Raw genomic sequence first — 15749 nt, 5'->3', positions numbered from 1 at the left:
CTTATGTTAACATCTTCATTTTTCAATGTCAACTAAGTTTTTTAATTTCTTTTTTTGTCGTTTTCTGCGTTTCCGCATCAGCGACGGTTATTAATATATCATGCAGTATATACAGGGTCAATACTTTTTACAAAAAAATTTCACATCCCGTTAAAAACTTAAAAATCATTATAGCACCCATTCAGTCTTCATGGCTCCTCTCCTATCCATTTCATATCTTATCTCTTTATCAATTTACACGAGAGTGAAAATTCTAAATTTTATGTTATATTATTATTATAGGAGTGTGGTGAGAATGAGCATTAAGTATTCAAACAAAATCAATAAAATCCGGACCTTTGCATTAAGTTTAGTATTTATCGGCCTCTTCATTGCATACTTAGGTGTCTTTTTCCGCGAAAACATTATTATCATGACAACTTTTATGATGGTTGGCTTTTTAGCTGTTATCGCTAGCACTGTCGTTTACTTTTGGATTGGTATGTTATCTACTAAGACTATCCAAATTATTTGTCCAAGCTGTGATAAGCCAACAAAAATGCTCGGCCGTGTCGATGCATGTATGCACTGCAATCAACCTTTAACACTAGATCGAGATCTAGAAGGAAAAGAATTTGATGAAAAGTATAATAAGAAGAGTTATAAATCATAAGTATCAAGGGAAATACGAGTTTGCAACACTACAAACGTTTCAACTCATTAAAAAGTTGATTTCTTAAGAAATCAACTTTTTAATTGTTTTATTAAATTTATTACACCTATTTTTTCGAAATAACAGTAAACATCCCTGTCATGTTAGGCGAATAATCTTTAAAATCATATTTTTCGTAGAATGACGTTTTCCCTTGCGACGCAAACAAACCAATGAATGCTTTATCTGGAGCATTCTGATTTAAGTATTCTACTAAAGTATTCATTATTTTCTTTCCAATACCATTCTTTTGATACTCTGGATGAACCACTATATCTTGAATATAGAAATAGATAGCCCCATCACCAACAATTCTGCCCATGCCGATGATTTGATTATTATCCTTGACTGTTATACAGTAAATCGAATTTTGAAGTGATATTTCCACCACCTCAAAGTTCATATAATTTGTCCATCCCACAGAATCACATAAATATTTATATTCTTCCAATGTTGGAATGTCACTTTTAATCTCATATTTCTTCAAAATGTCCCCTCCAAGAATTCATTTCCACCAATACAAAGTAAATTCGACAAACTTTTATCTAACCCTTCTTACTAACTTAGCACTGTAAATCCCGATTAACCTCACGCTAATCCTTATATAATAAAGAAAGAGGCTGACGTATAGCCGTCAGCCTCTTTCTTTATTATATATTACGCCTTATGTCCTTATATAATAAAGAAAGAGGCTGACGTATAGCCTCTTTCTTTATTATATATTACGCCTTATGACACTCTGGACAAACGCCATAAATTTCTAAGCGATGACTATTGATAACGAAGCCTGTCGTTTTCGCAGCTTCCTCTTCCAGCTTTTCCAAGCCTCCATAAGGAAAATCAACAATCTTACCACATTTTTCGCAAATCACATGATAATGTTGACTTGTAACATAATCAAATCTACTTGAAGCGTCTCCATAAGTTAATTCCTTTACAAGTCCAACCTCTTTAAACACACGTAAGTTATTATAGACAGTTGCAACACTCATATTTGGAAACTTACCTTCTAATGCTTTATAAATATCATCCGCTGTTGGGTGCGTCATTGATTCCACAAGGTACTCTAAAATAGCATGACGCTGTGGAGTAATGCGTACACCCGTATTTTTCAGCATTTCTAGCGCTTCTTTTAATTCTTCTTTGACCACCGTCATGCACCCCGATTCTATACGGATTATTATTTTATAATTCTTATAAAGAGTGTACTCCTTTTCTTATAAATCGTCAATATTTCTACTATAAGTATGTGGTTTATTTTTATATTCAGGACTTGTTTTTATGTATCTTTCCCTTTTTCTTCATATATTACATAGAAAAAAGTGCGACATAATCGCACTTGGAATACTATCATCTGAGGAGGTATGCCCTACACTTCCACTTTATGTAAGGCAGTAAAATATGTATAGACACTTGCCTTGTTTCTGCATATTTTATCTCCAACGTAGATTTATTTTATATAAGAAAGAACATCCTCAATATGTCCTTTCACTTTCACTTTACGCCACTCTTTTACAAGTTCACCGTCTTTATTAATAAGGAATGTAGAACGCTCGATTCCCATATACTCTTTCCCAAAGTTCTTTTTTAACTTCCAAACATCGTATAACTCTGCTACTTTATGATCTTCATCTACTAAAAGTGTAAATGGCAATTCATGTTTCTCAATGAATTTCAAATGTCTATTCGCTGAATCAGGACTTACTCCAAGAATAACCGTATCCTTCTCTTGAAATACTCCATACGCATCACGAAAATCACATGCTTCAGTTGTACATCCTGGCGTCATATCTTTCGGGTAAAAATAGAGAACTACATTTTTACCGCGAAAATCAGCTAGGCTAACTTCTTCTCCGTTACTTCCCTCTAATGTGAATTCTGGTGCCATTTCTCCTACTGTAATCATTGTTATCACTCCTACTCTTTTCCTTTACTATAACAAATGCTTCCTTATTTTTCATTGTCTATTACAGACCTCATCACAAAAGCAAAAGGGAGTGTATATCCAATTAGCGCTTCTGCAATTGCAATCCATCGCCCAATTCCAATCGGAGATATGTCACCATATCCAACAGACAATAAAGTAACTGCGCTAAAATATAAACAAACTTCAACGAGTTGAAAAGAATGAGCGTTCAAACTTTCTCCGTCCTCTTTCAAAACTGCGAAACCCATTTCCTCTAATACAACGTAACTTAATCCAAACGCGATCAGTACTGTTGTATAGATCAAAAATAATGTGGCCAAATTATACAGCGAAAAAAAACGCGTTGAATCTGAATAGGAACTCCATAATAATTGGACACTTTTCAAAATAGCGATTGCTGCAATTAATAGAATAAATCCCCATAACATGTCCTCCACCTCATTTTATATGTATGAGGTGGAGGACTGATTTATCCCTTAGAAACGAACAAGCTTCTATAATTAATTACCCGCGCCACGGTATCTTTTTACTCCTTGGTTCCAGAGGTTGATTGCAATCGTAAAACAGATAACACCAACAAGTGGCGTCGCGAATGCATAACTATTCCATTCTGTTTTTCTTAAAAAGTACGCTGCTGGATATACTCCAACAAACGCGAACGGTAAAACAAACGTTAAAATGAAACGAATTACACGGTTATAAATATTAACAGGATAGCGCCCGTAATTACCTATGTTATACATAAGGGGCATAATTGAACTTTTCGCATCCGACCAAAAACCAAGGCTCGCAAGCGTAACAAATATCCCTCCATATACAAGTGCTCCTCCTCCTACCATCAATATAAATAAGAAGAAATCATACCAGTAAAAAGATAATTGTAACTCCACAGCTGCATATCCCATTACAACAATCCCTGTAATGGCTCCAATTAAAGATTCAAGTTCCATTCTCTCTAATATAATTTGAAATAGGCTATGGATCGGTCGCGTTAATACACGATCCATCTCCCCTTTAATAATGTATCGATCATTAAAATCCCATATATTAAAGAAAGCTGAAAAGATGGCAAATGGTACTAAAAAGAAACCATAAATAAAGATTACCTCTTCTCGACTCCATCCCTTCAATGCTTGTGTATGCCCAAATACAACGAGAATAAATATTAAATTAACTGCTTGAAGCGATAAATCAGAAAGTAAACCAACGATAAAATCGCCTCGATACTCCAATTTCGTTTTTATATATTGACTTGCATATTGTAAAAATAAGTTTATATATAGCATCTCATCATCCCCCTTGTACAATTAGACGTTTTCTCGCCGTTCTCCACATGAGTACAATTGGAATAATAAGTACAATTGCCCAAATCACTTGAAATACTAAAGCCTCATACAACTTACTCCCCTGTATACCTTCAGAAAAAATCATACTTGGAATATAACTAATAGCCTGAAACGGTAAAAACATCATTGCTTTTTGGGCCCATAACGGATAAAAACTAATTGGTAATAATAGACCTGAAAATAAATCAATAACAACGCGTTTTGCATACATAATTCCACTATTATTAAATAGGAAAAACGTAAGCATTCCCGTCATTAAATTAATTTGTGTATTAATAATAAAACTAAATATTAAAGATAAGAAGAAATATAACCACGTTTGAAAATTCGTTGTAATTTGCAATGAAAATAATAGCGTAACGATCACCATGCCCGGGATGGAAAAGAATGCAAAACGGAATATCCCCTCGCCAAGACCTTGCATAACTTTCATACCTAAATAGTTGTAAGGACGAATTAATTCTACAGCCACACGGCCTTCTTGAATTTCCATCGCAATTTCTCTATCTATATTATTAAAATAAAACGCACGTGCCATCCACGCGATTGCGATATACGTAGTCATTTGCGAAATAGATAAACTTTCAATATTCTCTTTTCCGCTATAAATTGCTTGCCACAAAAAATAATATGCGCCGATATTAATTGTATAAATTAAAATCCCGCTATAATAGTTTGTGCGATACGCAAGCATCATTAAAAAGCGAATTCGAATCATTTCAATATACTTACCCATGCGTAATACCTTCTTCATAAATGTTACGAATAATTTCCTCTGTAGACACTTCGTTAATTTTTAAATCTTTAATTTGAAATGCTTGTACTACTTTAGAAATAAGCATTGAAATAACAACTTCTTCATTCGGAATTTTTGCAACCCATGCGTTTTCCTCTTTCGCTTTCGACCAAACGACATGATTATCTGGCATAACCATTGATAAAGCCTGATAGGAAACTGGTGCAACAAACTGAAAGTGTATTTCCTTCTCTGCTCCCCACTGCGTACGAAGATTTTTTAAAGAACCGTCATACATAATATTTCCTTCATCCAGCATGATAACACGCTCACATAAAGCTTCAATATCCGTAATATCATGAGTAGTTAATAAAATTGTTGTTTTATAACGTTCGTTCATTTCTTTTAAAAATTCACGTATTTTCAATTTCACAAGTACATCTAACCCAATTGTTGGCTCATCTAAAAATAATAACGGTGGATTATGAATTAAGGCTGCTGCTAATTCACAACGCATTCTTTGACCAAGAGATAATTTTCGAACTGGTTTATCTAATAAAGGCCCTATATCTAACGTTTCAATTACGTGCTCCATATGCTCCTTATACTGAGCGTCTGATACACCATACACTTTCTTTAATAAACGAAACGATTCTTGTACTGCAATATCCCACCAAAGTTGCGAGCGCTGTCCAAAGACAACACCAATTGTTCTTACAAATTCTTCTCTTTGTTTATGTGGATTCATTCCATTTACTGTGATTTGCCCTGATGTCGGAGTTAAAATCCCCGTAAGCATTTTAATTGTTGTTGATTTACCAGCACCGTTCTCACCGATATAACCAACCATTTCACCTTGCTTTACAGTAAAAGATACATCATTTACTGCTGGTACTATTTTATAATTACGATTTAATAAATCGCGAAATGCACCCTTTAAGCCCGGACGACTTGAATAGGCTGTAAACTCTTTACGTAACCCTTGTACCTCAATTACCGATTTCATAATCGGACCCCCCTCCTAAATGTCACAACGAATAGTTTACCCAACTGCCTTCGCTATCACAAACAATACGTCTTTTCGAAAAACATGTTAGAATAATACATAGATTTTTGTAAGGAGATGAATTGTAGTGAAATTCACAAAGTCAGAAGCATTACATAAAGAAGCTTTAGAGCATATCGTTGGCGGTGTTAACAGTCCTTCACGTTCTTTTAAAGCAGTTGGCGGCGGCGCTCCTGTTGCTATGGAACGCGGGAAAGGCGCTTATTTCTGGGATGTAGACGGAAATAAATATATCGATTATTTAGCAGCATACGGTCCTATTATTACTGGACATGCTCATCCGCATATAACAAAAGCAATTACAACAGCTGCTGAAAATGGGGTACTTTACGGAACACCAACAGCGCTAGAGGTAAAATTCGCAAAAATGTTAAAAGAAGCAATGCCTGCATTAGATAAAGTCCGTTTTGTAAACTCTGGTACAGAAGCAGTGATGACAACGATTCGTGTTGCTCGTGCTTATACAGGTCGCACAAAAATCATGAAATTTGCTGGTTGTTACCACGGTCATTCTGATTTAGTACTTGTGGCAGCTGGATCTGGTCCTTCTACTTTAGGAACTCCTGACTCAGCTGGCGTACCACAAAGTATCGCACAAGAAGTTATTACCGTTCCATTTAATAATGTAGAAACTTTAAAAGAGGCGTTAGATAAATGGGGTCATGAAGTAGCAGCTATCCTTGTAGAACCGATTGTTGGAAACTTCGGTATTGTAGAACCTAAACCAGGATTCCTTGAAAAAGTGAATGAACTTGTTCACGAAGCTGGCGCACTAGTAATTTACGATGAAGTTATTACTGCTTTCCGCTTTATGTACGGTGGTGCTCAAGACTTACTTCGTGTGACACCTGACTTAACAGCGCTTGGTAAAGTTATTGGCGGCGGTTTACCGATCGGTGCTTACGGTGGTAAGAAAGAAATTATGGAACAAGTTGCTCCGCTTGGACCTGCATACCAAGCTGGTACAATGGCAGGAAACCCTGCTTCTATGGCATCAGGTATCGCTTGTCTAGAAGTGCTTCAACAAGAAGGACTTTATGAGAAATTAGATGAACTTGGTGCAATGCTTGAAAAAGGAATTTTAGAGCAAGCAACGAAACATAATATCGACATTACATTAAACCGTCTAAAAGGAGCTTTAACTGTATACTTCACAACAAATACAATTGAAGATTACGATGCCGCACAAGATACAGACGGTGAAATGTTCGGTAAATTCTTCAAGCTTATGCTTCAAGAAGGAGTTAACTTAGCACCTTCTAAATACGAGGCATGGTTCTTAACGACAGAACATACAAAAGAAGATATTGAATATACAATCGAAGCTGTCGGCAGAGCATTTGCTGCCCTAGCAGACAATAAATAATCCCGTCATTAAAAGGAAAAAAGAAAGCTCACCTTTCTTTTTTCCTTTTTTCTATTTCATAAACCCCGTATTAATAGTATAATTATTCATAATTATCTGTTTTATATTCTTTTACAGCATTACTATCTCTGTGTACAAGGTGATTTGCACCTTAAATAGTAAGATTATTCTAACTTTTACAAGAGGGGGGATTGACGGATGCTCAATACAAAAAATACATGGACACCGTCTTTATTTCGAGATTATAGAAATGCAGAACACGATGCGTGTGGAATCGTTTCCGTTATGGAGAAACGAAAAATTGCTACAAAAGAAAACATTGACCTTTGTATTCAATCACTCGTCAAAATGAATCATAGAGCTGGTTTCATTAATGGTGAGGGCGATGGCATCGGCATTCACATTGATGTACCAAAAGCGCTTTGGAATGAAAAACTAAAAAGTAGCGGATATAATCCAACGATTGTGGATCATCCCCACTTTATCGTTGGACATTTTTTTCTAAATAAAAAAGAAAACATTACTATCTTAAAAGATTATATTCGTACGCAATTAAACAACAAAAATTTTACAATCATTTTCGAAAGTGATGATGTAACAAACTCCGATGCACTCGGTCCACTTGGTAAACAAGAAGAACCTTTATTTTGGCAAGTTGCCCTTATCGCAGAAAACGAAATTACAAATATTGAGCAAACATTATTTTCTGTCACAATAAAAATAGAGGAAAACGAAGCAATTCATGTTGCTTCATTAAGTCGTGATCATGTTGTATATAAAGTTCTAGGTGCTGGTGATACACTTGTTGCCTACTATAATGATTTACAACATCCACTTATCGCTTCAACTATGACATTAGGACATAACCGCTACTCTACTAATACATTATCTAATTTTTTTCGTGTACAACCATTTAGCATTCTCGGACATAATGGTGAAATTAACACAATTGCAAAATTACGCGAGCAGGCTGAAATGATTGATGTACCACTTACTGCTGGAGGCAGTGACTCGCAAGATTTAAACCGCACCTTAGAAACCCTACTTGTTCAATACGACTACAGCTTATTTGAAGCAATGGAAATATTGTTCCCTCCAATTATTAATGAAATTAAACTTTATGAAACACCTTTAAAAGATTTATATACGTATATACGTGAAGCATGGGGACATTTTGCACAAGGACCAGCTGGCATCATTTCCCGTTTTAAAGATGAAGCTGTTTTCAGTGTTGATTCCCTTGGATTACGCCCAGTATGGAAAGTAGAGACAGAGAGCTCTTATATTTTCTCTTCTGAACCTGGAGTTGTATCACCAACTAAATATGTAGCAGAACCAAAACCACTCGCCCCTGGAGAAAAGGTTGGATTAAAATGGAATGAACAAGATGAACTTGTTCTTTATGAATATGACAAATATCAAATCCAAGTATATAACCGTTTTAAAAAGCGAATTGATACTACCAATTACCATTTAAATTTATCTATCCCTGAAACGAAAAAAATCCAAGGGCTATGTGATTCTGTTCAAGTTGAAACGAAACAATATGTCGCTTTCGGATGGGACCGAGAACATATTCAGCTCCTTGAACAGATGGCAACAAAAGGCGTTGAGCCAATACGCTCACTTGGGCATGACTCACCACTTGCCGCACTCGATACTGATAGACGAAATATCGCTGACTTTATTAAAGAAAGTGTAGCTGTTGTTACAAACCCTGCAATTGACCGTGACCGTGAAATTGAACACTTCTCTACACGTACTGTACTTGGAGAGCGTCCAAGTTTATTAAGCGGCGCAAAACGGCCATTTGTAGTTGAAATGCTTTCACCAATTATTTTAGAAGGCAGCGTGGCACAACCTATTGCAGAGGAATTACACACAATTACGTACGAACAACTCATAGAGCTATTTAAGACTCATAACTCTATCGCCACAATCTCTGCTACATTCAGCTCGTCAGAAACTCTGCAATGTGCATTAAGCCGCATTAGTTTTGAAGCGATAGCTGCTGTTAACAATGGCGCTTCCCTACTAGTATTAGATGACGCAAAAGCCCATCTAAATGAACGATTGTGGATTGATCCACATTTAGTTACTGCTAAAGTACATCAAGCATTAAGTGAAAATAAATTACGCCGCAATTGTTCTCTCGTTATACGTTCTGGTGCTCTTCGCTCCTTACATGACATTGTCACGCTATATGGATTAGGAGCAGATGGTATTAATCCATATTTATTATTCGCCACTGTAAATGATGGAACAAAAACACCAATTACGAATCTGTATAATGCACTTAATAAAGGATTAGAAAAAGTCATTTCAACAATTGGAATTCATGAGTTACGTGGTTACGGACGTCTCTATTCATCTATTGGGTTACATGAAGAAATCGCAAATATATTACAGATTACAAATTTCTTCGGTTCAAATGATTTAGCCTTTTCACTTGAATCACTTACTGAAGATGCAAAAATACGAGCAGAGGATTATAACAATCCTAAAATTAGAATGCGAAAATCATTTCATATATTCCCGCGAATTTGGAAAGCAATTGGCGATGTTGCAAAAGGAAATTCTTATGATGATTACCGTGACAAGTTAAGTGAACTAGAAGAGAATAATCCAATCGCAATCAGACACCTTGTTCAAACGAAACAAACAAAACATGTCGTTCCAACTGAAGAAGTATCTATCGGCATTCAAAATCATAATTTACCATTTATTATTAGTTCTATGTCATTTGGTTCTCAAAACGAAATCGCCTTTCGCGCATATGCAGAAGCGGCCGATCAGCTAAATATGATTAGCTTGAACGGTGAAGGCGGCGAAATTAAAGATATGATTGGGAAATACCCACATACACGTGGACAACAAGTGGCATCTGGACGATTTGGAGTAAATGCCGAACTACTAAACTCATCAAACTTAATTGAAATCAAGATCGGTCAAGGCGCAAAGCCTGGGGAAGGTGGACATTTACCTGGTTCAAAAGTGACAGCCAAAATAGCTGAAGCACGTAATGCGACAATCGGCTCAGATTTAATTTCACCTTCTAATAACCATGATATTTATTCAATTGAAGATTTAGCTCAAATGATTACAGAAATTAAAACAGCTAATCAACTTGCCAAAGTAGCCGTGAAAGTCCCTGTCGTTCCTAATATCGGAACAATTGCTGTCGGTATTGCCAAAGCTGGCGCTGATTTTATTAACATTAGCGGATTCGATGGCGGAACAGGTGCTGCACGTATTCACGCATTGCAGCATGTAGGTCTCCCTGTAGAAATTGGTGTTAAAGCCGCTCACAACGCTTTATTAGAAGCATGCATGAGACATAAAGTAGAGATTTGGGCAGATGGTGGTATTCGAAGTGTAAATGATGCCTTGAAAATCATGCTCCTCGGAGCAAACCGTATTGGATTTGGCACACTATCAATGATTGCAATCGGCTGTACTACTTGCCGTGGGTGCCATCTAGATACTTGCCATGTTGGAATTGCGACACAAATCGAGTCTGAAGCACAAGCAAAAGAACACGGATTACGCCGCTTCGTTCCGCGCGAATTAGAAAGCGCAGTTGCCGGCCTGTTAAATTTATTCACCTCTTTCGGTGTAGAACTACAACGATTAACAGGACAGCTTGGATATACAAATTTACAAGCAATTGTTGGGCGTTCTGATTTATTAGAGCAAGTTCGAGGCGAAAATTTATTAAACTTATGTAATTTACTACAAATACTAGAACATCCATCTGTTACAACAACAGAAGACGTACCGGAAAAACAATTTAAAACCGTTCATTCCGCTGACTCAAAAGAATTAGTAGGCGTTGGTGTAGAGCAACGCGTTATGGGTGGTCTAGAATCATGTTATCGCGTTCGCAGTAAACTATATGAAGCTACTCAACTTGAACCACTTACATTAAAGTATACGAATGGTTCTATTCCCGGAAATGGGTTAGGTGCTTACAATAGTGAAAATTTATTTATACACGTAAATGGCGGCGCACAAGATGGCATTGGTAAAACTTCCTTTGGTGGTGGTATTTATATAACGAAATCAAAAGGAGAAGATGGAGTATATTATAACGGTTCTGTCGGAAAAGGATTTGGATATGGTGCACAAAAAGGGGCACTATACGTGCAAGGGAACGCTGATGCTCGCGCTGGCATTCGCCTTTCTGGGGCAGACATGATAATTGGAGGTAGAATAACAAAACCACTCCGTGAAAAAGAGCACGGAAATATAGGGGCATACTCCAATATTAAAGGGTTTGCTTTTGAATATATGACAAATGGGCGAGCGCTTGTTTTAGGTGACCCTGGTCCATGGATTTGCGCCGGCATGACTGGCGGTGTTGTTTATTTACGTCATGATTCAAACTTAGGCTTAACAGAACAAGCCTTAAAAAGAAGAATCGCAAAAGGGGCAAATGTTACATTACAACCAATTAGTAAAAACGGTTTGAAAGATGTAATTGAATTATTGTTAGACTATATTCGTGTACTAAACGAGCATGAGCAATATGAGGAAGTTGCTTTGTTAACCCCGTTATTAGATGATATACAAAACCAGTTTTTTGAAATTATCCCGAAAAAAGAACAGGCAGATCCATCTATTTCAACAGAGTAACATGAGTAATTTTCATTATTAAGAAAAAATTGACGAAGTACACTTCTCATAGTAATCTATAGTAACAATTTGAGACCTGCTGAAATTCAGCAGGTCTTTTTACTAAAAACTGATGTTTAAAAGAAATTAGGAAAAATTATAAAGTGAAACTTTAATTAGCCTACAGCAATTGAGCGTTTATCGGCATCCAGCTACTGAATTTAGAGGCGGGAATCTTACTGTTCACAATTAGCGCGATAAAATGAATACTAATTTCTTTTAATGTCACTAAAATATCACTTGCTAACATATTGTAATGAATGTATAGTATCATGTTGTACATTCATTATGACAAGAGAAAGGATCTTATTAAGGGTATGAAACTTGGTGCTCGCATTTTAAAAACGGGTATTGCCATCACGTTAGCTTTATTTGCTTGTATTTTACTTCAATTACCGAGTCCGGTATTTGCGGGAATTTCAGCTATCTTTGCTGTTCAACCGTCTGTATACCGTTCTTATTTAACCGCACTTGAACAAATTCAAGCAAATGTAATCGGTGCGATATTTGCTATCGCATTTGCTACTGCTTTTGGACATAATCCTTTTATTATTGGATTAACATGTATATTAGTAATTGCTCTTACACTGCAATTACGATTAGAAAACACAATATCAATTGCTTTAGTAACAGTTATCGCCATTATGGAGTATCAAGGCGAAGATTTCTTTAGTTTTGCCTTACTTCGCTTTGCGACGATTATGATTGGTATTATTGCGGCTTCACTTGTAAATTTAGTATTTATGCCGCCGAAATATGAAACAAAACTTTATCATCGTATCGTTGATAATACAGAAGAAATTGTAAAATGGATTCGAATGAATAGCAGGCAAGCTTCTGATTTTACAACGCTAAAAACTGATATTGATCGTATGAAAGAAAAAATGATCAAATTAAACCATTACTATTTGCTGTATAAAGAAGAAAGAAGCTACACGAAAAAAGTAAAGTTCGCAAAAATTCGTAAGCTCGTTTTATTCAGACAAATGTTAGCGACAACAAGCCGTGCTTTAAGTACGTTAAAATCATTACACCGTACTGAAAACGAACTGCGTTACATGCCAGAAGAGTTTCAGGAATCTATCCAAAACGAACTTGATTCATTAACGCATTATCACGAACAAGTTTTATTAAAATTCATTGGTAAAGCAAAAAAACAACAGTCTGTTGAGATGCTTGATGAAGTTGAAACAGGTAAACAAGAATTAATTGATATCTTTATGGATTATCAAAACAAGGACGATGAAGAAGCATATAAAACATGGCTACATCTCTTCCCTCTTATTTCTTCCATTATTAACTATAGTGAAGAAGTAGAGCATTTAGATTTACTTGTAGATAGCTTCTACACATACCATAAACCAGAAAAAGAACTCCAAATCGATGATAAAAAAGAAGACGAATAAAAAAACAGCTCCTTTTATGCTAAAGGAGCTGTTTCTGTTATATGTTGAAGTTGATATAAATTGTAATAAAATCCTTTTTTTTGCATTAACTCTTCATGAGAACCAGTTTCTTTAATCTCACCGTCTTCAATATAAATAATCGTATCAACATGCGTAATCGTCGCTAATCGATGTGCGATTATAATCGTCGTCCTGTCAGCAGCTAACGTCTGAAGCGCCTCTTGAATATACCTTTCATTTTCTAAATCCAATGCCGAAGTTGCTTCATCCAATATAAGTACCGACGGATTCTTTAGAAACACTCGTGCAATTGCCACACGTTGTCTTTGCCCGCCCGATAGCTTTACACCACGTTCTCCAACGACAGTATTATAACCATCTGGTAAGTCTATAATAAAATCATGAATTTGCGCAGCTTTGGCAGCTGCAATCACTTCTTGCTCTGTAGCTTTCGGATTTCCATATAATATATTAGCTCCAATTGTATCGCTAAACAATAAATTATCTTGCAGTACAATTCCAATATTACTACGTAAATTTCTCATATTATACTTTCTTACATCTATCCCATCTACATAAACCGCTCCCTCAGAAACATCATAGAAACGCGGGATCAAACTAGCAAGAGATGACTTTCCTCCCCCACTCGCTCCTACAAGCGCTACTTTCTCTCCAGGCTGCATAGTTAATGACAAGTTGTGTAATATCTCTTTTTCGTCTGCATTATAACGAAAAAAAACATTATCAAATACAATTTCTCCATTTAATTTTTTCGTTTGTACCGCATTTGGCACATTAACAATATCGTATTTTTCATCTAACAGTTCAAACACACGGTCCATCGATGCAAAAGATTGTGTTAATGTTGTAGATGAATTAACAAGGCGGCGAAGCGGACTATATAAACTATCCATATATCCAACAAAAGCTACCATCGTCCCTAGCGTTAACTGCCCTTGAATTACTTCATATGCTGCAAAACCAATCACAAGTAACGGACCTAAATCTGTTAACGTATTTACTGCCGAGAATGTTCTCGCCGTCCAACTTGTATGGGTTAATGCTTTCGTTAAAAATTCATTATTTCTTTTTTCAAACTGCTTCCCCTCATACTCTTCTAACGCAAAGCTACGTGTCACTTGCATTCCTTGAATACGTTCATGCAAATACCCTTGCATCGTCGCTAACGCTTGTGAACGCTCTTTCGTCAATTTCCGAAGACGTCCGAAAAAATATTTCACTGCAATTACATAAATAGGTAAAATCAATAACGCAACAAATGTTAATTTTATATTCATAGAAAACATAACAATGATGGCAATAGCAATTGTTGCAGTATCTAACCAGACGTTCATCAAACCAGTAATTACAAAATCCTTCGTTTGTTCTACATCATGGATGACACGCGAAATAATCTCTCCTGTTTTTGTATTGGAGTAATAACGTAAACTTAACTTTTGTAAGTGACCGAAAATATACTTCCGCAAATCATACAGTATTGTATTTGCGATACGCTGCGCGAAATATTGACGATAATATTCAATCGGTGGTCTTAATACCGCAAAAATAAAAAAAGCAATTCCAATCGCTGTTATTAATTGAGATGTTTTATCTTGAAGTGAACCCCCGCCTTGAATTACATCATCGATAATATACTTTAATAACCACGGCATAATAAGTGGGATACCAAACTTAACTAGTCCAATAATAATTGTAATAGCGATAAGCCATCGATATGGTTTAACAAATTGTAAATATCTTTTTATGCCCTGCACATAATCCCCCCTCTAATAGGACAAACCTGCCGGGAAGCCCCCTGCAGGTTTGTTTTAATTTCTGTACATTAAATATCGTTCATACCACATATCTACGAAGTCTGGTGCGAACGGACCTTTTCTTTGATGAATCCACTGTGTTAAATGTGCTACATTTCGTTTTAAAATTGTATCGATAACAGGTGGATACTGCATAATTTGACTATGTTTTTCATACTCATCTTCATCTAGAAGCGTATATGTCATATCTGGATACACTTTAATATCTAAATCATAATCAATATACTTTAATGCTTCAGAATCATACGCAAAAGGGGAGCTTAAATTACAATAATAATATACGCCCTCTTCCCTAAGCATCCCAATCACATTAAACCAATAGTTGGCATGAAAATAACAAATTGCTGGTTCACGCGTAATCCATGTTCGGCCATCCGATTCTGTAACTACTGTACGATCATTCGCTCCGATCACAAGACTCTGTGTCCCTTTTAAAATTGTTGTTTCTTCCCACATTCTATGAATGGAGCCATTATGTTTATAACTATGTATTTGTACTTTTTCTCCTTCTTTGGGAAATCCCATATATGCTCCCTTCTTTCAACTGCAAATGCCCTTTGAACGGCATTCACTTTTCTTCTATTATAACTTTTTTGTCAAAATTTTAAAACTAAAGGGATAAGACTCTATTTTCCACACTGAATATGCAGGAGGTTTATCGTTGAATACAATAATACCCAATCTTCTCAGAACACAAGGATT

Annotated in this window: 13 protein-coding genes; 4 read left to right on the top strand and 9 right to left on the bottom strand. The window is 36.1% G+C overall.

The annotated features are described in order from the left end of the window. Positions 1-295 precede the first annotated feature (295 nt). On the top strand, positions 296-652 hold the full coding sequence (locus DN400_RS27780) for a YgzB family protein (protein ID WP_000025058.1): 357 nt from the start codon (positions 296-298) through the stop codon (positions 650-652). 106 nt (positions 653-758) lie between these two features. On the opposite strand, the gene DN400_RS27775 is transcribed toward DN400_RS27780, so the two are convergent. From DN400_RS27775 to DN400_RS27745, 7 genes are all read right to left on the bottom strand, one after another. After that, the gene (locus DN400_RS27775) at positions 759-1178 is read right to left on the bottom strand and encodes a GNAT family N-acetyltransferase (protein ID WP_000759744.1); all 420 of its coding nucleotides are present in this window, start codon (positions 1176-1178) and stop codon (positions 759-761) included. 235 nt (positions 1179-1413) lie between these two features. After that, positions 1414-1842, bottom strand: coding sequence for a peroxide-responsive transcriptional repressor PerR (gene perR, locus DN400_RS27770; RefSeq protein ID WP_000237829.1), 429 nt, complete (start codon positions 1840-1842; stop codon positions 1414-1416). A 299-nt stretch (positions 1843-2141) separates the two neighbouring features. Beyond that, on the bottom strand, positions 2142-2597 hold the full coding sequence (gene bcp / locus DN400_RS27765; protein ID WP_000633711.1) for a thioredoxin-dependent thiol peroxidase: 456 nt from the start codon (positions 2595-2597) through the stop codon (positions 2142-2144). Between the two features lie 44 nt (positions 2598-2641). Next, the gene (locus DN400_RS27760; RefSeq protein WP_000964343.1) at positions 2642-3046 is read right to left on the bottom strand and encodes a potassium channel family protein; all 405 of its coding nucleotides are present in this window, start codon (positions 3044-3046) and stop codon (positions 2642-2644) included. 72 nt (positions 3047-3118) lie between these two features. Further along, the gene (locus DN400_RS27755; RefSeq protein WP_000965774.1) at positions 3119-3904 is read right to left on the bottom strand and encodes an ABC transporter permease; all 786 of its coding nucleotides are present in this window, start codon (positions 3902-3904) and stop codon (positions 3119-3121) included. Between the two features lie 4 nt (positions 3905-3908). Then, positions 3909-4700, bottom strand: a complete 792-nt coding sequence (locus DN400_RS27750; RefSeq protein ID WP_000521519.1) for an ABC transporter permease — start codon at positions 4698-4700, stop codon at positions 3909-3911. Continuing rightward, positions 4693-5706, bottom strand: coding sequence for an ABC transporter ATP-binding protein (locus DN400_RS27745; RefSeq protein ID WP_000843653.1), 1014 nt, complete (start codon positions 5704-5706; stop codon positions 4693-4695). Before DN400_RS27745 ends, DN400_RS27750 begins: the two co-directional genes overlap by 8 nt. A 127-nt stretch (positions 5707-5833) precedes the next feature. Between DN400_RS27745 and hemL the strand changes: the two genes are divergently transcribed. From hemL to DN400_RS27730, 3 genes are all read left to right on the top strand, one after another. Next, complete coding sequence (gene hemL / locus DN400_RS27740; protein WP_000673247.1) at positions 5834-7132, top strand: glutamate-1-semialdehyde-2,1-aminomutase; 1299 nt, start codon at positions 5834-5836, stop codon at positions 7130-7132. Positions 7133-7330: 198 nt separating this feature from the next. Continuing rightward, positions 7331-11767: a glutamate synthase-related protein gene (locus DN400_RS27735; RefSeq protein WP_147802053.1), complete on the top strand. Its 4437-nt coding sequence runs from the start codon at positions 7331-7333 to the stop codon at positions 11765-11767. 356 nt (positions 11768-12123) lie between these two features. Continuing rightward, on the top strand, positions 12124-13212 hold the full coding sequence (locus tag DN400_RS27730) for an aromatic acid exporter family protein (RefSeq protein ID WP_071714810.1): 1089 nt from the start codon (positions 12124-12126) through the stop codon (positions 13210-13212). Between the two features lie 14 nt (positions 13213-13226). On the opposite strand, the gene DN400_RS27725 is transcribed toward DN400_RS27730, so the two are convergent. Both DN400_RS27725 and ntdP read right to left on the bottom strand, forming a co-directional pair. Then, a complete protein-coding gene (locus DN400_RS27725) occupies positions 13227-14987 on the bottom strand; it encodes an ABC transporter ATP-binding protein (protein WP_098255965.1) in 1761 nt (586 codons plus the stop codon). Positions 14988-15041: 54 nt separating this feature from the next. After that, positions 15042-15572: a nucleoside tri-diphosphate phosphatase gene (gene ntdP / locus DN400_RS27720; protein WP_000506627.1), complete on the bottom strand. Its 531-nt coding sequence runs from the start codon at positions 15570-15572 to the stop codon at positions 15042-15044. Positions 15573-15749: the final 177 nt, after the last annotated feature.

This window comes from Bacillus sp. AR8-1 (assembly GCF_008042345.1).
Taxonomy (GTDB): domain Bacteria; phylum Bacillota; class Bacilli; order Bacillales; family Bacillaceae_G; genus Bacillus_A; species Bacillus_A cereus.
The sequence above is the reverse complement of the archived record's forward strand: the minus strand, read 5'-3'. Positions and strand labels throughout refer to the sequence as shown.

Coding starts and splice junctions, on each gene's coding strand:
- DN400_RS27780 (WP_000025058.1), top strand. CDS start 296: ATGAGCATTAAGTATTCAAACAAAATCAATAAAATCCGGACCTTTGCA.
- bcp (WP_000633711.1), bottom strand. CDS start 2,597: ATGATTACAGTAGGAGAAATGGCACCAGAATTCACATTAGAGGGAAGT.
- DN400_RS27760 (WP_000964343.1), bottom strand. CDS start 3,046: ATGTTATGGGGATTTATTCTATTAATTGCAGCAATCGCTATTTTGAAA.
- DN400_RS27755 (WP_000965774.1), bottom strand. CDS start 3,904: ATGCTATATATAAACTTATTTTTACAATATGCAAGTCAATATATAAAA.
- DN400_RS27750 (WP_000521519.1), bottom strand. CDS start 4,700: ATGGGTAAGTATATTGAAATGATTCGAATTCGCTTTTTAATGATGCTT.
- DN400_RS27745 (WP_000843653.1), bottom strand. CDS start 5,706: ATGAAATCGGTAATTGAGGTACAAGGGTTACGTAAAGAGTTTACAGCC.
- DN400_RS27735 (WP_147802053.1), top strand. CDS start 7,331: ATGCTCAATACAAAAAATACATGGACACCGTCTTTATTTCGAGATTAT.
- DN400_RS27730 (WP_071714810.1), top strand. CDS start 12,124: ATGAAACTTGGTGCTCGCATTTTAAAAACGGGTATTGCCATCACGTTA.
- ntdP (WP_000506627.1), bottom strand. CDS start 15,572: ATGGGATTTCCCAAAGAAGGAGAAAAAGTACAAATACATAGTTATAAA.